Raw genomic sequence first — 23,969 nt, 5'->3', positions numbered from 1 at the left:
CACGATGAACCAAGCCGTTGGGTGGGCGACAGCTGCTGCCCGAACGCCAGGTATCGTCAAAACGGGTTTTGTACATCGTGACACGGATCAGGCGGTCAGAAAACTCGCCGAATCTCTGGGCGGTGCACCCCTCTCATTGGTTGTTCTTTTTGTAAGCCCAGGTGCAGATGCGGCAGCGGTTGTTTCCGACGCGGACCAAGCCTTTGCGCCCACTCCTGTGATCGGCTGTACCACTGCGGGTGAACTTGCAGATTGCGGTTATAGCGAAGATCAGATCGTTGCTGTTGGATTCCCATCATCGCATTTCGAAGTTCGGACCCTGCTGGTGCCGAACCTTGAGGAGTTTTCTGCGCAGGACATCATTGACCAGATGATCTGCAATCGTAACGATATGGCGGTGTCCGAACCGGATTGGAAACACGAGTTTTCCTTTTTGATGATCGACGGGCTGTCGACGAAAGAGGATGCGTTGACATCGGAACTCGCCGTTGGACTGGGGCCGGTGCCCTTGTTCGGTGGGTCGGCGGGGGACGGAACCCGTTTCGGTGCAACCTATGTGATGAAGGACGGTCAGGCCATGCAGAACGCGGCTGTCCTGACGCAGGTTCGTACACGCTGCCCGGTCAAAGTATTCAAAACGGATCACCTGGTGCCGACAGCGCGGCGCATGGTTGTGACCAAGGCCGACCCTACAAACCGCGTGGTTCAGGAAATCAACGCTGAGCCGGCCGCACGCGAATATGCCCGTCTGCTTGGCAAAGACCCGGAACAGCTGACGACCTTTACCTTTGCGGCCCACCCGGTGGTTGTTCAGATCGGTGGCCAGCATCATGTGCGGGCCATTCAGCGTGTCGCGGGCAACGGTGACCTTGTGTTCTTTTCGGCGATAGATGAGGGGCTGGTTCTTACGCTGGCAGAACCTCGGGACATGGTTTCGCATCTTGAGGAAGAAATCGCCGTGCTGACACAGACCGCCCGCCCGGACACGATCCTTGGCTGTGATTGCATCCTGCGCCGTCTTGAAGCGCAGGAAAAGCAGATGACTGGCGAGATTTCCCGCTTACTGTCCGAAAACCATGTTGTTGGGTTTTCGACCTATGGTGAGCAGTATAACTCGATCCATGTAAACCAGACGCTGACCGGCGTCGCGATTTATCCTCCGGAAGACGGGTAGGCGATGATTGAATCTCTGACCGACCCAAATGATCCGATTGATCGGCAGAATGAAAAGCTGCTGAAAATCGTTGCGGCGCTGATGCGGCGGGTTGAGGAATCAACCAACGCCTCGGGAGCGGCCTATGCTCAGTTTCAGCGGGCCGCCATGCTTGAACAGGAAGTGCGGGCGCGGACGGATGATCTTGAGCGTGCGTTAGAATTGCTCAATGACTCGAACGCCCGTCTGGCGCAAGCCAATCAGGAAACCGAAGCCGCCCGCGCAGACCTCGCCAATGCGATCGAGGCGGTGCAAGAGGGGTTTGCACTGTTCAACCGGGATGAGGAAATGGTGCTGTGCAATAGCCGCTTTGGCCTGCATATGCCCGATATTCAGGCCAAGCTGACCCCCGGATTGCGCTTTACTGACTATGTTGGCTTGGTCAGCCAGTCAAAGTTCCTGTCTCTGCCAGAGGTTGTTTCACCAGAGGATTGGGTGAAACGGCGCATCGCGCGCCATTCTGAGGATCACGTGGTCTTTAACATCCGCCTTAGCGGCAGCCGCTGGATGCAGGTGTCCGAGCACCGAACGCCGGATGGCGGCACCGTTATTCTGCAGACGGATGTGACGGACATCATGCGGATCGAGCGGCAGGAAAGGGACCGCATCCTCGATGATAAAGCACGGCTGATCCGCGCGACACTGGAGCATATAGATCAGGGGGTCTGTATCTTTGACAGCAAGCTGCGACTTGTCGGCTGGAACAACCGCGCCAGCGAGCTGTTGGCCATTCCCAACGCGCAATTTCAGATGGGCGCGCAGTTCCAGACGTTGTTCCACCGATTAAGCGCGACCATCAGCTTTGAGGGTGGCGTGAGCGATGCCAATCTGCTGGCCTGGGTTAATCGTTCGACCGAGCGTCCGCCGCTGCAATTCCAGATGCATAGCGGCCGTGCCAAGATACTGTCGGTCTTTGCGCAGGAAATGCCAGACCGGGGTTTTGTGATATCTTTCACCGATGTGACTGCTGAACGAAAATCCGCGCAAGCACTGGTCGAAGCCAAGGAATTGCTGGAGCAGCGCGTTGCATCGCGGACGATGGAGCTGGCGGACGCCCTGAACGAGGCAGAGCGCGCGAACGCATCAAAATCACGCTTTGTCGCAGCCGCCAGCCACGATCTGTTACAGCCTCTGTCCGCTGCAAAACTCTACGTCTCGACGCTGGGCGGAGGATTGGCTGAGGCCGACGCGCGGGACGTTGCGGCCAAGGCAGAAAGCGCGCTTAACAGTGTAGAACACATTCTTGAGGCGCTGCTGGACATTTCAAAACTGGATTCTGGGCGGGCATCCGTTCATTTATCTTCGGTCCCGGTCGGAGATCTCTTTTCCCAGATGGAAGACGCTTTTGGGCCGATGGCACAGGCCAAGGGTCTCGGATTGCATTTTGTTGGCACTGGCGCGGTGGTCAGAAGCGACGCCAGCTACCTGCGGCGCATTCTGCAGAACCTGTTGTCAAATGCGATCCGGTACACAGAAGCGGGTCGGATCCTGGTCGGTGTCAGGCGGAGGCGCAAAACCTTTTCGATTCAGGTTTGGGATACAGGCATCGGTATTGCGCCCGATCAAAGAGACATTGTTTTTCAAGAGTTTAAACGGGTTCATTCAGATGCTAGTGCGGCGGACGGCATGGGCTTGGGTCTTGCCATTGTGGAACGCGCCTGTGGGTTGCTGAAACACCCGATACGCCTGCAATCCGAACCGGGGCGAGGAACCGTTTTCTCGATCGATGTTCCATCAGCGGATGAGGCACGTGATGAACAGAATAACGGGAAGGCCGCCATACAGCCTCCTTCGGACGTGTTGCATAGAACTGTCGCGTTGCTAATAGAAGACGATGACGCCCTGCGTGGCGCGCTGAGTATGGCGATGGAAAATTGGGGCGTTCAGGTGCTGGAAGCGGCCAGTAAAGCCGAAGCTGCAAGCCTGCTGCACGAGATCGGGATTTTACCCGATGTCATTATCGCCGACTACCAATTGAAGAGCGGCAAAACCGGGACCGATGCCATTGCCGAATTGGCGCACGAATTCGGACAACTGCCGGGTTGCATCATTTCCGCTGACCGTTCGGCCGAATTGGTAGCCCATTGCAAAACGGCGGGTTATCCACTGCTGCATAAGCCGATTGATGCGCAGAGGCTAAAGATGGTGCTTGGAGCCTCGGTCAGATAATGGGTCAGGGCGTTGTCTGCTTGCCAACGGTTCGTATCATTTGCCGAAAGTAGAACCTTGGCGCCACACGGTTCAGCAAATTGGCAATCCGAGCGATCCGACCAACCGGGATGTAGTCCTTGTTCCGCTTGAGACCATTCAAGATCACCCGTGCAGCCGCATCCGGCTCCATGTAGTCGATGCCATCCGAGGCTGAACCGGGGCGAACAAACCCAGCGCCTGCAGCCTCTGGTCGCCCGATATTGGTCGCCACAAAGGATGGTGCAGCGATGGCGACGCGGACCTCGTGCGCCGCTTCTTCGGCGCGGAGGGATTTGAAGAACCCCTCCATCGCGTGTTTGCTGGCTGCATAGGCGGTGCGGTGAATGAGCGGCGCAAAGCCTGCGACGGAAGAGATCGCAAGATGCGTGCCCTTGGCTGTCCTGATAGCATCCAGGAAATGCTGCGCGCAGCGAACGGCTGCGAAATAGTTGATTTCGAACAGGTTACGGTGCGAGCCCATATCGCTGTCAGAAAACGCTGAGATTTGCGAAACACCTGCATTGTAGATGACCAGATCAACGGACTCTCTTGCTGCAATGATCCGGCTACAAATGTCTTTGCACTGGTTGGCGTCTGTCAGATCGCACGCATAGGTGCTGACGTCGTCCAGACTAGCAAGCGCGTCAAGCTCGGGGCCGGGCAGGTCGATCAAAGCCGTATGCCAGCCGTCTTCCCTCAACGCGGTGGACAAGGCGCGGCCCAATCCTCCTGCACCACCGGTAATAACTGCGGTTGGTTTCATTGGGCGGCCTCCCACCAGTGTTGGAATGCTTCTGCGCTTGAAAGTTTTGGGTGATAGCCAAATACACTTTTTAGCGCGGCATTGTTCAAAACGGGGCGATACAAAAGAAACCGCACTTGTTCCGGCCCATAGCGCGACAGGCGCAGCGGACGGGCAACGGATAGAACAGCTTTGACCACTAACGGGGGCAGCCAACGCACCGATTTGCCCATTTGTGATGCGATCTGCGACACGGTCATCGCTCCATCGCCCGCTACGTTGAATACTCCGGCAGGTCCGTCTGTGGCCGCACGCACCAGAATATCGGCCAGATCCTCGTCCCAGATAAACACAAAGGGGCTGTCGTGCCCATTCAGACCCAGCAGGCGGGGTTTGCGAAACAGAGCCGTTATCTGGTTTTCAACCTTCCGGCCCAGAACAGTGCCCACACGCAAAACAACTTGCTCCAGATCAGGCGCGGTGCCTCTGGCATCAGTCAGCATCTCTTCGACCAAACGCTTGTGCCAGGAATACGGGAATTCCTGGTTGCCTCGTATCGCATCCGTTTCACGCAAGGGAACCGGGTTATCGGCATGATATCCGTATGCAGCACCCGATGATGTCACCACCAGACGCTTAACTCCGGCGGCAATCGCCGCATTCAGTACATTCCGAGTGCCTTCGACGTCGACCTGATACTCATGCTCTCTGGTCGAACCCGGACCGGGGGTCACGATGGATGCAAGATGCACGATTGTGTCTGGTCCCTCAGCCAGAACAACGTTGAGAGGCGCGTTGCCGGTGACATCCATCCGAACGAACCGCGCATTGACTGGCAGGTCGGCGGGCGGACGAATATCGGTCGCCGTGATCGTGACATCGGCGCGGTTGCCCAATCGCTTTAGCAAGGCAGTGCCCACTGCGCCGGCGGCTCCGGTGATCAGGATGTGGCGCATTCGGGCACCTCTCGTCTTGCAAAGAACGCGGCCAGAGCCAGCCCCGAGATTGCGTGCCAAATACCCCAAAGTGCTGCGGCCACGGCCATGCCGCCGAGCCCGCCGAAAAAGGCGAAAATCAGGATAAGGCCAAGGCCCGAATTCTGTATTCCTGTTTCGATTGTGACAGACCGGCGGTCGCGTTCCGACAGATTGGCGGCGGTCGCGGTCAAATACCCTCCCATGAACGCCAGTGCGTTATGGAGGATGACGATTCCGATGATTGCTGTGGCAAAACGCTGGAAATTCGCCCAATTCGCGGCAAGCGCCACGATGATGAACGCGATGAAGATCGCCATCGAGAGCCACTGCATCGGACGCCGGATTTTGTCGGCGACGGCTGTGAAACGCGCGTTGACCAACATGCCAAGGATAAGGGGCAGGACCAGCATGAAGCCGACTGTAATGGCCACTGCGACCGGGTCGATCTCAGTTCTCTGCAAGATTTCCCGAGTCGGGGCGTAAAGGTTCCCCCACAGTGCTACATTCGCCGGTGTTATCAGGATCGCGCCCACGGTCGCAAAGGCGGTCATAGATACCGAAAGCGCGACGTTCCCGCCAGCACGGTGCGTCATGAAGTTTGAGATGTTCCCACCCGGGCAGGCCGCAACAAGGATCAGTCCCATCGCGACCGAGGGGAGTGGATTGACCACCAACAGCATCAGGAAAGTAAGTGCCGGTAGAACCAAAAACTGAGAAGCCAACCCAACAAGCAGCGGTTTTGGACCGCGCAGGATGCGGCGGAAATCTTCCATCCGAAGATCCAGAGCAATCGAGAACATGACGACCGCGAGGATCGCATTCAACAGCCTCAAGTTCCCGGCGTCGAAGTTCAACGCAACGTCGTCGATCCCGGTCATGGCTGGGCCGCCTTCAATGCCGCGATCTGCCTGGTCACCTCACCGCGATAGGTCGCCTTGTCCACGTAGTATGCCATCCGAGGCAGGTCGATATAGTTCATGCCGCCGGTCGCACGCTCGAATTTCTTGGATTTGGTCGCGTGGATCGCCTTTGCGGCAGAGTTACCGGACCTCAGCCCGGCAATATAGCGCGCTACCATCTCGGCCTGCTCATGCCGCCCTTGCCAGCCCAGGCCAGATGCCTCGATCATGCCCAGAACGAACAGGTCATCGCGGGTCGGGTGCATACAGTTCAGATACAGATGCGGGGCGTCCCCCTGCCAGTTCAGATGCGCCTTGTCGATGAATGGGTAGTGCAATTTGTACCCGGTTGCGGCCAGAACCATGTCGTAGTCGGCGCTGCTGCCGTCTCGGAAATACAGGGTCTTGCCGTCGAAGCGTTCAATATCCGGGCGCACTGTCAGATCGCCATGTCCAGCGTGGAACAGGATCAGCGAATTTACGACGGGGTGGGACTCATAAAGGGCATAATCTGGCTTGGGAAAGCCATACTTCTGCGGATCACCCACGAACCATTTCAGGATTGTGCCGTCGACCTTGCGCTTCAGCCACATAGGCAGTTTGATTTTCCCACCCATCGTATCGGCGGGAACGCCGAACACGTATTTGGGAACAAAGTAATACCCCCGACGCATCGAGATATCGCAGGACTGCCCGTGGTGAATGGCGTCAACAGCGATGTCGCAGCCCGAGTTTCCTGCCCCGATGACCAGAACCCGCTTGCCTGTGAATTGCGTCGGATAGCGGTAGTCCGAGGCATGGATCAGTTCGCCCGTAAACTCTCCTTCAAATTCGGGCATGTTCGGCTCGGACAAAGTGCCGTTTGCGATCAGAACCCCCACAAAAGTCTGGCGGTGCTCGGCACCTGCCTTGTCGCGCCATTTCACCTCCCATCCGCCTGCGTCCAAGGGTGTGGTGCTTAGGACCTCGGCACCAAAGTGATAGTGCTGGTACAGGTCAAACGCGTTGGCGAAATCGTGGAAGTAGGTCTTGAGTTCACGATGCGAAGGGTATTCTGCCGTATCATCGCGCATGGGAAAGTCGGTGAATTCGGTCATTTTCTTCGACGATATGAGGTGGGCAGTCTCGTACATCGTAGACCGAGGAGCATCGATGTTCCACAGACCACCCACGTCATCTGCCAGTTCAAACCCCTGAAATGGCACTCCCTGCTCGACAAGTGTCTTGGCCATTGCAAGACCCATGGGCCCGGCTCCGATCAGAGCAAAACACTCTTCCGGGCGGGCCTTCACCGTGACCGGTTGACCCGCTCCGACTTGCACCTGTTCCATCCGTCTCTCCTCCTGCGACACTATTTATCTTGAACGATCGTTCGAAATAAGGCAAATTAGTTTTTGAAATGGCACAACACGCTGTAAAAGAAAGAAAAAGGGCGCCCTCGCAGCGATCCATTGCGGCACGAGAACGTATTCTTGACGCTGCGGAACTGGTCTTTGCCGAGCAGGGATTCGAAGGCGCGTCGATTCGCGATATTGCCGCGCGGGCGCAGGTTCAGAAGGCCAGTGTGAACTTTCACGGTGGTCCAAAGGACGAGCTATTCGAACGTATCGTTGCGCGCCGCGCCAGCGAGTTGTCGCAAGAACGCCGCGAAGCCATCAGCCGATTGGAGGAACAGAGCAGCTGGGATGCCGGGGACCTGATGTCGGCCTTCATGAGGCCGTTACTGAGCCGCGCATTCAGCAATGACCCACAATGGCTGGCCTATGCGCGCATTGTAGCGATCGTTTCCGCGGATGCGCGTTGGCATGCGCTGGCCAAAATCCATTTTGATCCCGTCGCCTCGCTGGTGGTTCAAAAGCTGTGCACAAGATACCCTAAGGCCGACCCAGCAAAGGTTGCCGGGGCGCTGGTCTTCTCGGTGTCTTCGATGCTGGCTCTGTGTACGTCAGAATGGCGGATCGCGGCACTTTCCGGACCTGACGGTGATCAAGATCCGGAAGACGCGATCCAAAACCTGTTGCAGTTCTGTCGGGCGGGGCTTGCAGGTATTTTGGGCTCATCCGACTAATCTTTGGGACGTTGCGAGAAGCACCCTGGCCAATCGGCTCGATTTGAAGTCATGCATCGCACTACAACAAATGAGCCGCACACAGGGGTCCTTCACGTCAGTTTTGAAAGGCGGCGATGAGCTCTTTTGCCAGCGGCAACGAGGAATATCCATGCCGCGATGGCGTCAAGCCCAGCCGTACCACGACCATGTCCTCAGATGGGAAAACGCCGATAAACTGCCCGTCATGTCCCTGAAGCCACACGGCATCTTCATAGGGTGGCAGCTCACCCGGCGAATCCAGCCACAGATGGCCTTTGGCGTACATCCCGTCCGATGCGGCAACCGGTTCAAACATCCAATCCGTAAAGCCCTTGGGCAGGATTTGTTGTTCGTTCCATTCGCCTTTCTGTAACAGCAGTTGTCCAAAACGCGCCCAATCACGTGCCGTGGCATACATATAGCTGGAGCCGACAAACGTATCTGTCGCATCGGTTTCGAGCACGACGGATGTCATCCCCAGCGGTGCAAACAGAGCTTTTTGTGGATAAGTCAGGCTGCCATCGGTCAGCTTGTCCTGCCAAGCGCGCGACAGGGCGGTCGTTGTCCCTGAAGAGTAGTTGAAATCCACCCCAATCTCACTTTCTGCCGGACGGCCCGAGACAAAACCTGCCATATCATCATTGAGGTACAGCATTTTGGTCACGTCAGAGACGTCGCCATATTCCTCATTCCATTGCAGGCCGCTGGACATAGCCAGCATATCCTTGAGGGTAATGTCCTTGCGCCCGTCTTGTGCCCAGTCCGGATAGCTGTCACTCAGTGTATCCTCCAGCGACATTTGACCTTCTTCGATCAAAGTTCCGATCAGGCTTGCGGTGACTGTTTTGGTCATCGACCACCCAAGTAAAGGCGTGCTTTCGTCAAATCCGTCCGCGTAGGTTTCACCAACGATACGCCCGCCCCGCACGACGACCACAGCACGGTATCCTTGCCCCAGCAGGGTCTCATCCGCCAGGATGCGCGCGATTTCCGGGTTCTGCGACAGCTGGACTTCGTTGCCGATGGGCCAGATCCCGTTGGGCAACGGCTCAATCGCGGTCAGTGTTACATCGCTGAGTGTCGCGTCATGCACGTTGGAGCAGCCAAGCCCTTCGCGATATTGCGATGTTGCAGGGGCAAAGAACCGGAACATCCGCGCCGTCACGGTTTGGGCGTCCTCGTCCACATCGATCGATACTTGCTTGAGCAGCGGGTGCCCCGGGGCCTGAACATCGACGGTCAGAACTTCATCCGGATCGCGCCCGGCAATGAAGACATTGGAACAGACAATCTTTGCCGAATAGTTCGTTCCCACCTTCAACAAGTCGGGTGGGGCAACCAGCAGATAGCCCACAATTGCGATGACACCCAGAACAAGCGTGCCTGAGACGTATTTCAGTGCTGTGACGATCACTCGATTTTTGAACCGGACGTACCGGTCCCCTCCCGTTTCTCCCCGGATTTCGACCGAGTAAAAGGCGTAACGCCCAAGGTTGCCACCATTCCGTTGCGTAGGTTTCAGCCAAACGCACCTGTTGATCAGCCCGTATTCTTTAACTTGACCAAAGCTTTGGCCTCGTCCTTGATGAGGGTAAGCCCCGTCGGAACTGCTGGCAACTAAGCTGTCTATTCCGATTTGCCGGGCGTATCAGGGACGGTTCGCTTGAAAGTCCCTGTATCTGTTTGAGGAAAACGAAACGATTGAATGTCTGAAATCGAGGTATGGCTGGAAGAACACGGCCTGTCAAAATACGCCAAGGCCTTTGCCCGCCATGAAATAGTGGTGGGTGATCTGTCTGAGCTGACGGAAGACGATCTCATTTCAATTGGCCTGCCGCTTGGGCCGCGGCGGCGGTTTGCGAAAGCGATGCGTGAGCAGTCCGGGTCCAACGTACCGTCTGTTCATGCGATGCTCAGCCCGACAATCGTTGCCGAGCGGCGGCAGTTGACTGTTATGTTCATCGATCTCGTCGGATCGACCGAGATCGCACAGCGCTTGGACCCGGAGGATCTTGCCGAGGTTTTGCGTCTCTTCAAGGAAACCTGCGCAGCGGCTGTGGCCGCATTCGATGGTCATATAGCCAGTTACTACGGCGACGGCATCATGGTCTTTTTCGGGTTTCCTCATGCGCATGAGGATGACCCCGAACGCGCGATACGTGCCGGTCTCCGGATAATTCAGGAGATGCCCGAAATCCGAACCCACGCCCAGCTTGAGGTGCGGATTGGCATCGCGACCGGGTTAGTCGTCGTCGGTGATTTGCGCGGTGAGAACATGTTCGAGGACGGCACAGCAATGGGCGAAACGCCAAACCTAGCGGCCCGCCTTCAGGCTATGGCTGATCCCGGTACTCTGATCGTCGCACCGACCACACACCAACTGGCGGGTGATGCGTTCGAGTATGTTCTGCGCGGTGCATTCAAGCTCAAGGGCTTCGCGAAAGAGGTCGAGGCCTGGCAGGTCACAAGAACGCGCAAAACGATCAGCCGGTTTATGACAGCTGAAAGCGCCGCACTAAGCCCATTGATCGGTCGTGATGCAGAATACGACGTCCTGCGCAGCAAATGGGCACTGGCTTGCGCCGGGCAGGGACAGGTCGCATTGGTGTCAGGCGAAGCGGGTATCGGCAAATCCAGATTGATCGAAGAACTGCGGTTGGGCGTGGCCGACACAGAGGTACTGCAAATGCGGTTTCAGTGTTCTCCGTATCACGAAACAAGTGCGCTTTACCCGGTGATCCGTCAGCTTGAAAACGCTGCGGACCTGCGTGCTGATGATACGGATGGCGCGCGGCTCAAGAAAATCGCCGGGCACCTGGGAGACCCGTCCGACCACGTCTTGAAGTTGGCAGCAGGTCTTTTGTCTGTTCCATTCGAAGACCAGCTTGGTTCGCTTGATCTGACACCTCAGCAAATCATGGACCAGACCCTGGATATGTTGGCCGATCACCTGATTGCCGCTGCCGGGCAAAAACCGGTCTTGTTCCTATTTGAAGATGCGCATTGGATTGATCCGACAACCAAAGCTTTGCTTGATCGGATTGTAGATCAGGTTTTGGACGCACGGGTTCTGGTCGTCATGACGTACAGGATCGCTTTTGATCCGGACTGGTCTGCCAAGCCGAATGTCACTCATATCCCTCTCATGCAGTTGGATTTCGCGCAGGTCCGTGAAATCGTTCATGAGGTGGCGAGGGGTAAGCCGGTCTCGCCCGAGGTTTTCGGAGTGATCGCGGCCCGGACGAACGGTGTACCGCTCTATGTTGAAGAGGTGACAAAAGATCTGCTGGAATCCGGTAAACTGGCCGGTCGCGCGGACGTGCCTGGGTTGGACGGCGCGCCCGGTCCTGCGCCGTCGGTCCCAAATACGTTGCAGGATGCGCTGATGGCGCGATTGGACCGTTTGAGCTCGGCGAAGGAGGTCGCTCAGATCGGCTCCGTGATCGGCCCGCATTTTAGCTATCGGTTGATCGCCGACGTGTCAGGATATGGAGATAAGGCGCTGCGGGCAGGTCTGGATCTCTTAGTCGACGCGGGCATTGTTTCTGTAACGCAAGACCAGGCGAAAGAGACATTTGTTTACCGTCACGCTCTTATTCGTGACACGGCTTATAACAGCCTGCTGAAAAGCGAGCGCCGCAGTTTGCACGCGCGCGTGGCCGCAGCCTTGCACCACGGAACGCGCAGTCAGGCTGACGCTGGCCCCGAAGTTTTGGCGCACCATTACACCATGGCGGCAATGCCCCGTGAAGCCATCGAACAGTGGCACCTTGCGGGCCAACGCGCAGCCGAACGATCTGCGAATGTCGAAGCCGTGACCCAGCTTGGCCATGCGATACAGCAGTTGCGCGAATTGGACAGCACCGTCGAACGTGACCAAAAGGAAGTCCAGATTCAGGTGCTGCGCGCGGGCGTTACCCGCTCAACCGCGGGCATTGCCGCAGACGAAACGGGCGCTGTCTATGCCCGAATTCGGAAATTGTGCAACCGTCTGGACGAGACCGAGAACCTGTTTCCTGTACTGAACGGCCTGTACTCGTTCCATCTGGTGCGGGCCGAGTATGATTTAGCGAAAGATGTTGCTCAGCAAATCCTTGATCTGGCGGGGCAGTCGGAGGAGGTGCATCATGTGATGATTGCTCATCGCGCGATGGGAGCAGTCATGTTGCATATCGGTGATCTGGATGCAGCGCATGAACATCTGCAGCAGGCGCTGGACCTTTATCAACCTGACCTGCATGGACGGCTTGCCTATGTTTACGGATCCGATCACGCAGCCATAACATCGTGTTTTCTTAGTATGGCCCTATTCCTGAAAGGCGACCCCGAGCAAGCTATTGGTATCCAGCGAAAGGCTGTCGCTGCCGCCAAGAATCTTAAGCACGCACACAGTATCGCCCAGGCGCTGACTTACCTTTGTATGCTGTACATTTTACGCCGGGAACCGGATCATGTTCTGAAGGCCGTGCAACAGCTTGAAGACGTGTCCGAGAAACACTCGTTTACCTTCATGACGATCACCGCAAATCTTTGGCGCAACTGGGCGATAGCGTATGACGCGCCGACCTTCATCAACATCAGCGCGGTACGTCAGGCGGCCGAGACCTGGTGGGAAAGCGGTGCGGGGAATTACAAACCGTTCTTTTTGACATTGATTGCCGAGCTGACTTTGAAGGCCGGGGATCCAGAGGGCGCGCAGCAGATTTTGATCGAGGCGCGCAACCACCAGGAATTGACCAACGAAGGCTGGGCGCAGGTCGAAACGGGCCGGATTCAGGAACGTTTGCAGCAGGAGGAGGCCGCGAAATAGTGCTCCGGCCACTCAGGACCCGCTGGCGCGCTCAGCCAGCTAATACGTTGACGCGCAGCCGATGGCACATTTGGTGACAGGAGTGGCGATTGTTCCGGCCCTTTGGAACAAAGTGGGCAGCACATGACGCCAGACAAGGATCAGTGCTGACAGGGCGACAATGAACAAAAGCTGACCAGCCTCGACACCGATGTCGAAGGCCAACAGGGCAGCGATGATATCGTCAGTAGGAACTCGGATATCAGCCAGCGCGCCAGCAAATCCCAGCCCGTGCAACAGCCCGAAGCAAAAGCAGACGACCCAGGGGTATTGTTCGGACAGGCGTAGCTCACCGTCTTTTATTTGAGTATTTCCAGCGCCAGGAACACGATCGACAAGTCAATCACGGCTTCGACCGGAGGGCGGGCACATCCAGAACACCCGGCGTTGCAAGGGCCAGCGTGATCGAATGCGCAACGGCAAAGGCCGTCGCCGCCCCCACCAACCGCCATGGGTCCCACACCAAGACAAATAGAGCAATGACAAACAGAAGGTGATCCCAACCTTCCAGAATATGCTCGAATCCAAGGCGGAAATAGCTGGTCAGAATCGACCAAGTCGTTGGCCGTTCAGGAAGGGCCAGTGTAGGCGTGTCGGGTATGAACCGATAGGTCGATGGCGCCGCAGAGATAGGCTGGACGCGCAGTATAGCGTCGTTGCGCTGTTGCTCGAGCCCTTCGATGGCGATGGTTTTCCCAGCGATATCGTCTTCGCATTCACGAACCCATGTCGCAATCCAAGCTGTTCCGTCGGACTGGGGTTCGGGTCCTCGGGATTGGACACACTGGGCAGGTAATACGCATCGATTTCCATCGGGCGGCCATTCACATCAGGCTTGCGCCACAGGATTTGCCAAGTGTTGGACGCCAATTGCCTCCTGCCCAAATAGCCCGGGTCCAGCGCATGTGTGTGTCCCGCTTGAGCGGTCAGCATCAGCCAGCCCGAGAACAAGAGACACAAGAGTCGTTTCATTCGACCGACTGTGCCATGGCAGGTGTTTCGACCCGATACTGCGAGGCAAGGTTTTCATATTGTGCTTGTGCGAGTTCCGAGCCCGCTTCGCGCCGCCAAGGCAGCAAACGGTATCCCGGATGTCTTCCAGCTTGGGCACTAGGACATCTTGCCTGTCGGTCACGCGAACGATGTGGACACCATAAGCGGAATGTACTGGGCCGGACCGGCTGCCTGGCTCCAAACTACCCAGTATCGCCGAAAAACCTGCGCCAAAATTTGCATCCACCACGCGCAGCGCCGTCATTGGCATCGACTGTGGAAGTAGAGTCGTGACGCCGATGTTGCCCCAATCTTGCCGTGCGTTTGCGGCCTCGATTGCATTTTCGACAGCTTCCGGGGCTGCGGTCTCGCCCAGAAAGGCTTGCAGCGCCTCGGGTTCGACCGAGGCCGCGATAGCGTCGGTCAGAAAATCCATCTTTTGTGTCAGATGCGCTCGGATGACCTGATCACCCTGGTCCAGACCCAGTTTGCGGGCTTCGCCCATCAGAACTTCCTCTCGGACGGAGGCGTCAATCAGGAACGATGGCGCGCTGTACCCCTTACGGGCGCGCATGTCGTCAGTTTTGAGCTCCGTAACATCAAGATTGCCGACAATCCAGTTTTCATAGTCCGCGAAAGCGTCATCCGGGCCGAGGTAGGGGTGCGCTTCGCCATCACCTTTGATCTGGGTGACTTCGTAATGGGGTTCTCATTTGGCGCGCTTCTGAACGTATTCTTCGTCGACCTTGCTCCCGTGGTAGGTGTCATCGGTGGGGAACATCCAGCCGTTGGACAGATTGCCGTTATAGGCAAACGCAACCGAGCGGCCCCCGGTTTTTGCTTCGTATTCCTCAAGCCACGTGTACGGCGCCTTGGCCGCGTCCTCGCCCCCGGCTTTGTATCCTTCGTACATTCCAGACCTTTCGGGTCGGCGAATACGCCTGGTTTTCTTGCTTGCAGGTCCGGCGCAAATCCCATGAGGTCCGTGTGACCCGTCAACACCATCCAGTCCAGCGGGCGCGCCAGTCTGACGGGCTGGCTGGGCGAAGAAAAAACCTGTTTCCCCTTTGCAAACCGCCATGCGTCGTCGCGCAGCACAGTGTTGCCGAACGCGCCCGCATCCAGCGACAAACCTGTGTGCAAGTGCGTGGCGGTAGTTCGGGAATGGATCGGTTGGTATAGGGAGAGTAGGGGCGGCCAACGAAGGTGCCTTCGGCAGACTATTTGCTGGGGATAGCGTCGGCCCAGGCGAATGCCGGTAGTGTGAGCAAAGATACTAAATATGTTGTAAGTCGAAGCATTGAAACCTCTCCAGGTCTTCGAGCCAATTGAATATCGAAAATTCAGTATATTCATTTTTTATAACTTAATGCGCAGATTCAGGCAGTGCTTTTCTATCTTTCAGTCGAACCTGATGCGGGTAGGTGTCCGATGTGGGTTAGAAATGCTGGGTAACCAATCCGCTGTGGCATGATCACGCCACGGTGTATCCCTGCGCGCCCAACTGGTTCTGGCAAGTGTTTTGAAACGGATCGAACAAAGCAACAAATTCCAGAGGTTTGCCCAGTTCGGTGGCAAGGATTACATTTGTTGAGGTCGCGAACTTGTCGACGACGCTGTCGTTAATCCGGCTGAGCTTTTGGCTGACATAGGGAACATCCTGAAGGCCGGTCCAGTAGACCATATCAAGCACCTGGCCCTGCGTGCCCTTTTCGAGGACGAAGTCCTCATAGGCTTGCGCGAATTCATGCGCTGACGGATCAGCCGCGATTTCGGGGCCATAAACGTCGCGGATCACATCCAGCGCATGTCCGGCGATGCCGTGCCCCTTGATCGACCGAAACGCCAGGCCGACGCCGACAACGCCGGTACCCAGTGCGATAACTTTGCGGCGGGAAAGCTTCATGAGACCACCTCCGACGCACGTAACGCCAGCGCCGAGATTGTCAGGGACGGGTTGGCAGGCGAGCAGGTCGGGAATGCACCCGAACCAAGTACAAAGACATTGGGTGCGGAATGCAGGCGCAGCCTGTCGTCGACGACCGAGTCCTCGGCGTACAGACCCATCCGGTGCGTGCCCTGAATATGAGCGTCCGACGGCAAAATGTCCGAAACCCACAGATGTTCGATTGTGTCGGGGATGATGTCGGGCAGACCAGCTTTCGCCCGCTTGATACCGCGTTTGGCATAGTCGGAATACCCAGTCCATTCGATGACCGGTTCGTCGTCTTCCAGAAAGACCCGATTTTCGGCAAGCGGCAGGTCCTCAACAGCAATGCGCATGTGGATGCGGTTTGCCCATTTGCCATGTTCCCGTCGGACAGAGACCGGCGCGTTCACAGTCTCAATCAAACCAGCCGCTGCCACTCTGCGGTCAATGTCATGGTAGAAGTGATAGCCATGCCCGGTTTCCGATGTTCCGCCAAAAAACGCCTTGATGTTGGCGGTGTCGACGTGGACATCAATGACGGCCTGTTCGTGCAGATACTTGCCCAGAGCGTCATTCCGAACGTCTGAACGTTGTAGGATGGCCGCATTGAAAATACCGTTGGTGCCCAGAGCGACGATACTGGCACTCAGGCGTGCGTCATCACCATCAGCGGTTTTGACGCGGACCCCGCTCGCACGTCCGCCCTCGATATCAACGGCGCGTACTTCGGTGCCGAACAGGTAATGCGCGCCGGGGTGAGTGAGTTTGTCCAGGCCATTCAGAACAGTGAACTTCGCGTCGATCGGGCAGATCCGGCATACACCGTTCACGCAGCATGTCGGGCGCGAACCGCCGTTGGACGCAGCGCTGGATACGGGAACCCAAAGCGGCGAAGACTCACGCAGCGCTGCGTCGGCACGTGACGGCGTATGCGGGGGATGGGGGAACGGATTGCGACGCGGCAAAATGTGTTCCGATCCACCACCGGCCACTTCGATGATATCCTCGACCCGTTCCCAAAACGGTTCAAGATCCCGGTAGGTAATGGGCCAGTCCATCCCAACGCCAAACTTGCTGTTCAGTGCAAAATCATCCGGATGAAATCGCGGAACATTGCCCCACCAATAGTTCGAGTTCCCGCCGAAAAGGGTGAACGCAACCCAGTTCTTTGTCAGGCCCGAGCTGTTGCGCTGATTGAACGTCTCGCGCACGGCCCATCCGTTCTCCAGTTGATCCGAATGCGGGTACTCGACGCCTTTTTCGACAAAGAGAACGTTCAGATCGGGCGGAAGACCATGGCCAAAGAACATCGCGGAAAAACTGGTTCCTGCAATAATGACGTCCCATTCACGAGAACTGGCTTCATCTAAGGATACGCGCCGCATAGCAACAGGTTGACCTATTTTACTCTTCAAACAAAGGGCTGAAAATCAGCGTCGAACAACAATCCATCTCAGTATGGCATGAAAATGGCAGGGCGCAAATCAACAGGTCGATGCGGCCATGATTTTTGATAGGGCTCGGTGACCCTTTTCACGAAAAACAAAACAGTTGAGGACGTCCAGTAACAGTTTGATGTTGCTGATCGGCGCCCATCACGGGCAGATTGCATCAAAGGACAAGGAGACGGACAGGCCAATGACGCAGAAACCGACGGGCATGGCTGTCTTTTTAACCGGCAGTCTGATGCGGCACGTGACACGTATGTCGCTGACCACCAGTATTGGTCTGATGGCGATCTTTGCCGTGGATTTCGTGGACATGGTGTTCATCTCGATGCTGGGCAACGACGCGCTGGCTGCTGCGGTCGGCTATGCGGGCACGCTTTTGTTTTTCACCAACTCGATCAATGTCGGGCTGTCGATCGCGGCCGGGGCTCTTGTCGCCAGGGAATTGGGGGCGGGGCAGCCTAACAAAGCCCGGCAATTCGGAACGAGCGTTGCACTTCTTGGAATCCTGATGGGATTGGTTGTGTCTGCTATCGTCATGATTAATCTCAAGTTCCTTCTATCTTTGCTGGGCGCGCAGGGTGAGGTTCTGCAACTGGCCGCGCGATATGTCAGTATCATTCTGCCAACCATGTGGGTGATGGCGGTGGCAATGACCGGTATGGCCGTGCTGCGCGCACACGGTGATGCGCGCCGTTCGATGCAGGCTACGATTTATGGCGGGCTTGCGAACGCTGTGTTGGATCCGATCCTGATCTTTGCTGTTGGGCTTGGCTTGGACGGTGCGGCCATTGCTTCGGTCATTGCGCGTATCTGTATGCTGATTGCAGCGGTCCGTCCTGCAGTGCGCGTGCACCGGGGTTTCGCGCGACCGTCGTTGGGTCAAGTGATGGAAGACCTTCATCCCGTGCGGGCGATCGCCATTCCTGCGGTTCTGACCAATGTCGCCACACCAGTCGGCAACGCCATCGTCATCCGTGAGGTCGCGCAATTTGGCACAGACGCAGTGGCTGGCATGGCGGTGATAGGGCGGCTGATGCCCGTCGCCTTTTCTGTTGTGTTTGCATTGTCCGGGGCGATAGGTCCGATCGTCGGGCAGAATTTTGGGGCGGGGCAGTATGACCGGGTGAAAGGTGCGTTTCTGGCCGGCGTGAAATTCACCGCAATCTATGTCGTCCTGATGGCAACGGTGTTGTTTTTGCTGCGCGCGCCAATCGCCGACTTGTTTCAAGCACAAGGCGAGACGCGGGCGCTGATCTATCTGTTCTGCGGACCGCTGGCACTTGCATCCTTCTTCAATGGGGTGATTTTCGTCGCAAATGCCAGCTTCAACAACCTTGGTTATCCCATCTATTCGACTTGGGTGAACTGGGGTCGTCATACGTTAGGCACATGGCCCTTTGCGGTGGCCGGAGCCTATTTCGCAGGCGCTCCGGGTGTATTGTTGGGGCAAGCGCTGGGTGGAGTGATTTTCGCCGCAATCTGCTGGGTATTGGTGCGCGGCGTCGTCTCGGGCCTGACGGCGCCAACAGAGGTCGATCCTTTTGCCGGGCAAAGCAGGTTGCAATCCCTGTTCGGGCGTAGAGGGTGGTAAGCCGTCCGAGCCTTGCGTGAACGCCACGTTTTTTGGCCTTTAGGGCGGTTTCGACGCTCTTGTCGCAGCTGCTACATGCTCATTTGCCAATTCATGAATTCGTTGTAAGCTGGGCTAATAATTGCATAAAACGCCAAGAAAAATTGGGCGTTGATTTGAAAAAACGCCTTTCACGACCGAGGATGAGCCATGTCCGGAAGTCTTTTGAAGTACACGCGCGTTCTTGAGATTGTCGGAGACACGATCAAGGTAAGGGTGCCTCTGAACGGATCGAAAGATGCGGCAGTCCGTTTCAATGATCTGGCGGTGATCGAATCCGTGGACGGCCACAAGACATTGGCTCAGGCGATCTTGATTGACTGGGATGTTGTCACTCTGCAGGTGTTTTCCGGCACCAAGGGGATCTCGACCGAGGCTACGGCGACGTTTTTGGGTCACCCGATGCAGACCCCGTATTCACAGAACATTCTGGGTCGCGTTTTTGATGGTGCGGGCGTGTCAATCGACGGTGGACCCGACCTGTCATCCGAGCCGCGCGTGGATATCGGCGGGCCAACTGTGAACCCGGCAGAACGCGCCGTGCCCAACAAGATGATCCGAACAGACGTGCCGATGATCGACGTGTTCAACACTCTGGTCGAAAGCCAGAAAATCCCGATTTTTTCGGTTTCCGGTGAGCCGTTCAACGCGTTCCTCAGTCGGATCGGCATTCAGGCAGATGCCGATATCGTGGTCTTTGGCGGGCTGGGGCTGATCTTCGACGACTACTTTACCTTCCGCACATCCTTCGAGGATGCAGGTGTGTTCTCGCGCACTGTGATGTTCGTCAATCAGGCGATGGATCCGTTGGTCGAACGGCTGCTTGTTCCCGATATGGCGCTGGCTGTGGCCGAGAGGTTTGCGGTGGAAGAGGGCAAGCGCGTGCTAGTCTTGCTGACCGACATGACCGCCTATGCCGACGCAATGAAAGAGGTGGGGATCAGTCAGGAACGCGTACCGTCGCAGCGTGGCTATATGGGTGACCTGTATTCGCAACTGGCGCGCCGATACGAAAAAGCCTGCGACTATGCCAAGGGTGGATCGGTCACAGTGCTGACCGTGACCACGATGCCCGGCAATGACGTGACCCACCCGGTGCCGGATAACACGGGCTATATCACCGAGGGGCAGATCTATTTGCACTCGGGTGTGATTGACCCGTTTGGCAGCCTGTCGCGCCTGAAGCAGAACGTGATCGGCAAAACCACGCGCGAGGATCACAGTCAGATCATGAACACGATGATCCGGTTTTATTCCGAAAGCCGGGATGCTGCGCAAAAGCAGGCGATGGCGTTTGATCTGTCGGATTACGACCATCAGTTGCTGAAATTCGGCGATCTCTTCAGAGCCCGGTTCATGGACATCAACGTCTCGATCCTGCTTGAGGATGCGCTGGATCTAGGCTGGAAAACGCTGGCCGAATGTTTCGCGCCTGAACAATTGCTGATGAAACAAGCCTTGATTGACAAGTATTTCCCAAAGGATGCCGATGGCGCGGTTGCAGCTGAATAAATCGTCGCTCGCGCGTGAGCAGGTACAGCTAAAAAGCTTTGAGCGGTTTCTGCCGTCGCTGGACCTCAAACGTCAGCAATTGATGGCCGAGCGCGCCAAGGCGCGCGAACATGTACAGCGCCTTCAGGATGAGGTGCAGGAACTGGCGAAAAAGGTTGGAGAAAAGCTGCCGATGCTGGCGCAACAGGGCGTCGATCTGGAGGGGTTGGTCGAGCTGAAGGACTACAAGGTCAAAGAGGTCAACGTCGTGGGGGTCAAGATGCCTGCGCTGGACCGGATTGAGGTTGCGGTGCGCCCGTATTCCTATTTGGCCAAACCTCACTGGGTCGATGCGGCGGCTCGTTTGCTGCACGATATGATCGAGGCGCGTCTACGGGTCAAAGTAGCCGAAGAGCGGGTCAGGATTTTCGACAAGGCCGTTGCTACAATCACGCAGCGTGTCAACCTGTTCGAAAAGGTTCTGATCCCGCGCGCCAAGGCCAATATCAAGAAGATCCGCATCTACCTGAGTGATGAGCAGATGCAAGCTGTGGTCCGTTCGAAAATCTCGAAACGAAAACATGCGCAGGAGGCTGTGTCGTGAGTGTTGCGCGGCTCAAGAAGCTGTCATTGGTCGGACGGGTAAGCCAAAAGACCGCGACGCTTGAGGCGCTGCAGGATCTGGGATGCATGCACGTCCTGCCGCTGGCCCCGCCACCCGCAGAGCCGGAAAAGATCAGTGAACGTAGTGCACGGGATGCTTATAAGGCGTTGCGGTTTCTGAATGACGTGTCCGAACCGCGCCGACAGATACAGCGTGATCCCGGTTTCGACATGGACCAGTTCGTCAAGGATGTGTTGGACCTGATGCAGCGGACCCGCGATATGACGGACCAGAGGGACTTTCTTGCCAACCGGATCAGGCAGGTGCGCCCCTGGGGTGATCTGGACTTCCCGCCCGACGATGTTTTGGCAGGGAACCGATTGTGGTTCTATCAATTGCCGCTCAAGCATCGCGACGCGTTGGAAGCCTTGGAGTTGCCCTGGGCCATACTCGAGCAGGACCATAGGTTCATCTATGCCGTACTAATCGCCCCGGATGAGCCGGATGACGATATCCTCCCGGTCCCGCGCACGCACACAGGATCGCTGCCCATTCACGAGCTTGAGGCGCAGCTGGAAGAAGCCGAGATCGCGATCGAGGCGCTGGAGGCTGAGCGAGTCGCACAGACCCGGTATTTGACGCTGATGCGGCGCAACCTGTCGGTTGCCGAAAGCGCGGCTGAGCTGGCCCATGCCACGCAAAAGGTGCGCGACGAAGAGGCGATGTTTGCCCTTCAGGGCTGGGTGCCCGAGGATCGTATAGACGCGGTTCTGGACATGGCAAACGCCAAGGATGCCGCTGTGCTAATCGAAAAACCCGGCCCCGAAGACAGCCCGCCTACCTTGTTGGAGCAACCGGAAAAGCGCAGTGCAGCCGTAGACTTGGCGCTGTTTTATCAAGTGCCGGGTTACAAGGATTGGGATCCAAGTGTGATCGTCGCGGCTTCATTTGCGATCTTCTTTGCGATGATCGTGGCAGATGCGGGTTATGGGGCGACTATCCTGGCTGGACTTTTGCTATTCTGGAAACGCCTTGATTCGACGCCCAGGGAGAGGTCGTGGCGGCGGTTCGGCGTGATCATCTCGGGTGCAACGATCCTTTATGGTGTTCTAGTCGGCAGTTTCTTCGGCGTATCGCCCCCCACGGGATCTTTCTGGGCCAAGCTCAACCTGCTCAACCTGAACAATTTCAGCGCGATGATGATGGTTTCGATTGTCGTCGGTGTTTTGCACCTTGTGCTGGCCAATGCACTTGCAGCCCGCGCGGCATGGGGGCACCGAAAAGCCATCGCAAACTTGGGCTGGATTGCTGCTCTGGTCGGCGGGTTTGTTTTGTGGCTCAGCTATATGAAGGGCAATTCTCCGGTACCAGGTGCGACGTTAATGGGGATCGGTGTACTAGCTATCGTCTGGTTCTCCAGCGAGCGGGTCATCAAAAAGCCAACCGACTGGTTGTGGCGCCTGATCGAAGGGCTGCAAAGCCTTGCCGGAGCGATGGGCGCCTTCGGAGACGTACTTAGCTACATGCGCCTGTTTGCGCTTGGGCTGGCCTCGGCCTCGCTGGCGATCACGTTCAACGATCTGGCGGTTTCGGTGATGCAGTCCCTCAAGGGGCTGGGCGTACTGTTTGCCCTGCTGATCCTGATCATCGGCCACATTCTCAACTTCGCGCTCGCCATGATGAGCGGCGTCGTCCACGGATTACGTCTCAATTACATCGAATTCTTTAAATGGGGTTTGCCGGACGAAGGCATCGTCTTTCGCCCGTTCGCCCGCAAGGAGGTTCAGGAATGAATGAGCTTGTTTTGACATTGGGTTGGCTGGGTATCTATGCGCCAATGGCGTTGGGCGCGGCCTCCAGCGCCATCGGGTGTTCCATCGCTGGCATGGCCAGTATTGGTGCGATGACGGAAACCGACGGTGGATACGGTCGCTTTGTGGGCGTCTCAGCCTTTCCCTCAACGATGGTGATTTACGGCATCGTTATCATGTTCACCCTGAACCGGGATGTGACGCCTGAAAACGCAGGCGGCTTGTTCGGGATCGGCATCCTGTCCGGCATCGCGTTGATGTACTGCGGGATCTGGCAGGGCCGGGCCTGTGCGGCGGCGATCAACGCAACCAAGGAAAAGCCCGAAATCTTTGGCCTGGCGCTGGCTCCGGCGGCGATCATCGAAGGGTTCGGGGTGTTTGCTTTCGTCTTTGCATTGGTGATCAGTGCGGGGATTAGCTGATGGCACAGGATGGTATGATCACTCACGGTGTTGACGCACTGATTGACAAATTGCGCAACGATGGCGTGGCCGCTGGTAAAGCTGATGCCGAGAAGCTGCGGGCAGAGGCCAAGGCCGAAGCCGCCAAGATTCTGGCTGACGCCAAACGTGAAGCGGACGAGTATCAAAAAAAGGCGCGAGCGGATTCCGACAAATACCGTACGGCGGGGGAAGAGGCGCTGAATACCGCGATGCGTGATGCAGTTCTGACCATGAAAGGTGGATTGACCGACCGGTTTCGCGAAGATGTTGAACGTCTGGTGACCAAGGAAATGGCTGACCCGAAATTGCTGAAACAGATGATTTTGGAGGTCGTCGGTCGAGAGGCTGATGGCGTCAATCTGGATGGCAAGGTCCAGATCATTCTGCCTGCCAAAGTCGCAACGCAGGAAGACATCAAGCAGAACGCGGATGACATTCAGTCCGGCAAACTGACCAAGTATGTTCTTGGGCTTACAGCTGACATGTTGCGCGATCAGGTCGAATTACAGGCTTCAGATGACACCCAAAACGGTATCCGGGTTCACGCGGAAGATCAGGGCATAGTTCTGGATCTGACGGACAAGGCGGTCGCCTCATTGCTGATGGAGCATCTTCAGCCGCGGTTCCGTGCCGTGCTGGAAGGTGTGATCCGCTGAG

20 protein-coding genes and 2 pseudogenes are annotated in these 23,969 nt (G+C 56.8%); 10 read left to right on the top strand and 12 right to left on the bottom strand.

What is annotated here, in order from left to right:
• Positions 1-4: 4 nt before the first annotated feature.
• The gene (locus tag GOW16_RS00330; protein ID WP_170409150.1) at positions 5-1,174 is read left to right on the top strand and encodes an FIST N-terminal domain-containing protein; all 1,170 of its coding nucleotides are present in this window, start codon (positions 5-7) and stop codon (positions 1,172-1,174) included.
• 3 nt (positions 1,175-1,177) lie between these two features.
• Positions 1,178-3,382, top strand: a complete 2,205-nt coding sequence (locus GOW16_RS00325) for a PAS-domain containing protein (protein WP_170409148.1) — start codon at positions 1,178-1,180, stop codon at positions 3,380-3,382.
• Positions 3,383-3,386: 4 nt separating this feature from the next.
• Here the strand turns inward: GOW16_RS00325 and GOW16_RS00320 are convergent, their stop codons facing one another.
• From GOW16_RS00320 to GOW16_RS00305, 4 genes are read right to left on the bottom strand one after another with little or no spacing between them, the layout of a single operon-like run.
• Positions 3,387-4,166 carry an SDR family NAD(P)-dependent oxidoreductase gene (locus GOW16_RS00320; RefSeq protein ID WP_170409147.1) on the bottom strand — a complete coding sequence of 260 codons (780 nt, stop codon included), beginning with the start codon at positions 4,164-4,166 and terminating at the stop codon, positions 3,387-3,389.
• The gene (locus GOW16_RS00315) at positions 4,163-5,101 is read right to left on the bottom strand and encodes an SDR family oxidoreductase (protein ID WP_170409145.1); all 939 of its coding nucleotides are present in this window, start codon (positions 5,099-5,101) and stop codon (positions 4,163-4,165) included. Before GOW16_RS00315 ends, GOW16_RS00320 begins: the two co-directional genes overlap by 4 nt.
• Complete coding sequence (locus GOW16_RS00310; protein ID WP_170409142.1) at positions 5,086-6,000, bottom strand: bile acid:sodium symporter family protein; 915 nt, start codon at positions 5,998-6,000, stop codon at positions 5,086-5,088. The genes GOW16_RS00315 and GOW16_RS00310 overlap by 16 nt, the downstream gene beginning before the upstream one ends.
• Complete coding sequence (locus GOW16_RS00305) at positions 5,997-7,352, bottom strand: flavin-containing monooxygenase (protein WP_170409141.1); 1,356 nt, start codon at positions 7,350-7,352, stop codon at positions 5,997-5,999. The genes GOW16_RS00310 and GOW16_RS00305 overlap by 4 nt, the downstream gene beginning before the upstream one ends.
• Positions 7,353-7,420: 68 nt before the next feature.
• Between GOW16_RS00305 and GOW16_RS00300 the strand changes: the two genes are divergently transcribed.
• Complete coding sequence (locus GOW16_RS00300; RefSeq protein ID WP_170409139.1) at positions 7,421-8,089, top strand: TetR/AcrR family transcriptional regulator; 669 nt, start codon at positions 7,421-7,423, stop codon at positions 8,087-8,089.
• Between the two features lie 97 nt (positions 8,090-8,186).
• On the opposite strand, the gene GOW16_RS00295 is transcribed toward GOW16_RS00300, so the two are convergent.
• Positions 8,187-9,524 (bottom strand): serine hydrolase domain-containing protein, encoded by a 1,338-nt coding sequence (locus tag GOW16_RS00295; protein ID WP_217354461.1) that lies wholly within the window; start codon positions 9,522-9,524, stop codon positions 8,187-8,189.
• A gap of 291 nt (positions 9,525-9,815) precedes the next feature.
• Between GOW16_RS00295 and GOW16_RS00290 the strand changes: the two genes are divergently transcribed.
• Positions 9,816-12,920 (top strand): adenylate/guanylate cyclase domain-containing protein, encoded by a 3,105-nt coding sequence (locus tag GOW16_RS00290; protein WP_170409137.1) that lies wholly within the window; start codon positions 9,816-9,818, stop codon positions 12,918-12,920.
• A gap of 39 nt (positions 12,921-12,959) precedes the next feature.
• Here GOW16_RS00290 and GOW16_RS22725 read toward each other — a convergent pair whose 3' ends face one another.
• From GOW16_RS22725 to GOW16_RS00270, 7 genes and pseudogenes are all read right to left on the bottom strand, one after another.
• Positions 12,960-13,241, bottom strand: coding sequence for a HupE/UreJ family protein (locus GOW16_RS22725; protein WP_302478035.1), 282 nt, complete (start codon positions 13,239-13,241; stop codon positions 12,960-12,962).
• Between the two features lie 61 nt (positions 13,242-13,302).
• On the bottom strand, positions 13,303-13,440 hold the full coding sequence (locus tag GOW16_RS22720; protein WP_368039867.1) for a HupE/UreJ family protein: 138 nt from the start codon (positions 13,438-13,440) through the stop codon (positions 13,303-13,305).
• Positions 13,441-13,788: 348 nt separating this feature from the next.
• Entirely contained in the window at positions 13,789-14,526 is a 738-nt protein-coding gene (locus GOW16_RS22635; protein WP_254429670.1) for a peptidylprolyl isomerase, read from the bottom strand.
• A 54-nt stretch (positions 14,527-14,580) separates the two neighbouring features.
• A pseudogene (locus GOW16_RS22715) lies at positions 14,581-14,865 on the bottom strand (DUF3604 domain-containing protein); the annotation flags it as partial.
• A gap of 33 nt (positions 14,866-14,898) precedes the next feature.
• Positions 14,899-15,308 (bottom strand): annotated as a pseudogene (locus tag GOW16_RS22710) (DUF3604 domain-containing protein); the annotation flags it as partial.
• 118 nt (positions 15,309-15,426) lie between these two features.
• Positions 15,427-15,858, bottom strand: a complete 432-nt coding sequence (locus GOW16_RS00275; protein ID WP_170409135.1) for a hypothetical protein — start codon at positions 15,856-15,858, stop codon at positions 15,427-15,429.
• Entirely contained in the window at positions 15,855-17,267 is a 1,413-nt protein-coding gene (locus GOW16_RS00270; protein WP_170409134.1) for a GMC oxidoreductase, read from the bottom strand. The genes GOW16_RS00275 and GOW16_RS00270 overlap by 4 nt, the downstream gene beginning before the upstream one ends.
• A gap of 253 nt (positions 17,268-17,520) precedes the next feature.
• Between GOW16_RS00270 and GOW16_RS00265 the strand changes: the two genes are divergently transcribed.
• The 6 genes from GOW16_RS00265 to GOW16_RS00240 all read left to right on the top strand — a co-directional run bounded on the left by GOW16_RS00265 (position 17,521) and on the right by GOW16_RS00240 (position 23,968).
• The gene (locus GOW16_RS00265) at positions 17,521-18,924 is read left to right on the top strand and encodes an MATE family efflux transporter (RefSeq protein ID WP_254429649.1); all 1,404 of its coding nucleotides are present in this window, start codon (positions 17,521-17,523) and stop codon (positions 18,922-18,924) included.
• A gap of 189 nt (positions 18,925-19,113) precedes the next feature.
• On the top strand, positions 19,114-20,475 hold the full coding sequence (locus tag GOW16_RS00260) for a V-type ATP synthase subunit B (RefSeq protein WP_170409132.1): 1,362 nt from the start codon (positions 19,114-19,116) through the stop codon (positions 20,473-20,475).
• Complete coding sequence (locus tag GOW16_RS00255; RefSeq protein ID WP_170409130.1) at positions 20,453-21,058, top strand: V-type ATP synthase subunit D; 606 nt, start codon at positions 20,453-20,455, stop codon at positions 21,056-21,058. Before GOW16_RS00260 ends, GOW16_RS00255 begins: the two co-directional genes overlap by 23 nt.
• A complete protein-coding gene (locus GOW16_RS00250; protein ID WP_170409128.1) occupies positions 21,055-22,851 on the top strand; it encodes a V-type ATP synthase subunit I in 1,797 nt (598 codons plus the stop codon). Before GOW16_RS00255 ends, GOW16_RS00250 begins: the two co-directional genes overlap by 4 nt.
• The gene (locus GOW16_RS00245) at positions 22,848-23,291 is read left to right on the top strand and encodes an ATP synthase subunit C (protein WP_170409126.1); all 444 of its coding nucleotides are present in this window, start codon (positions 22,848-22,850) and stop codon (positions 23,289-23,291) included. The genes GOW16_RS00250 and GOW16_RS00245 overlap by 4 nt, the downstream gene beginning before the upstream one ends.
• Positions 23,291-23,968, top strand: a complete 678-nt coding sequence (locus GOW16_RS00240; RefSeq protein WP_170409124.1) for a hypothetical protein — start codon at positions 23,291-23,293, stop codon at positions 23,966-23,968. The genes GOW16_RS00245 and GOW16_RS00240 overlap by 1 nt, the downstream gene beginning before the upstream one ends.
• Position 23,969: the final 1 nt, after the last annotated feature.

This window comes from Ruegeria atlantica, assembly GCF_013033965.1.
GTDB classification, from domain to species: Bacteria; Pseudomonadota; Alphaproteobacteria; order Rhodobacterales; family Rhodobacteraceae; genus Ruegeria; species Ruegeria atlantica_D.
This window is presented reverse-complemented; position numbering and strand designations above follow the sequence as displayed.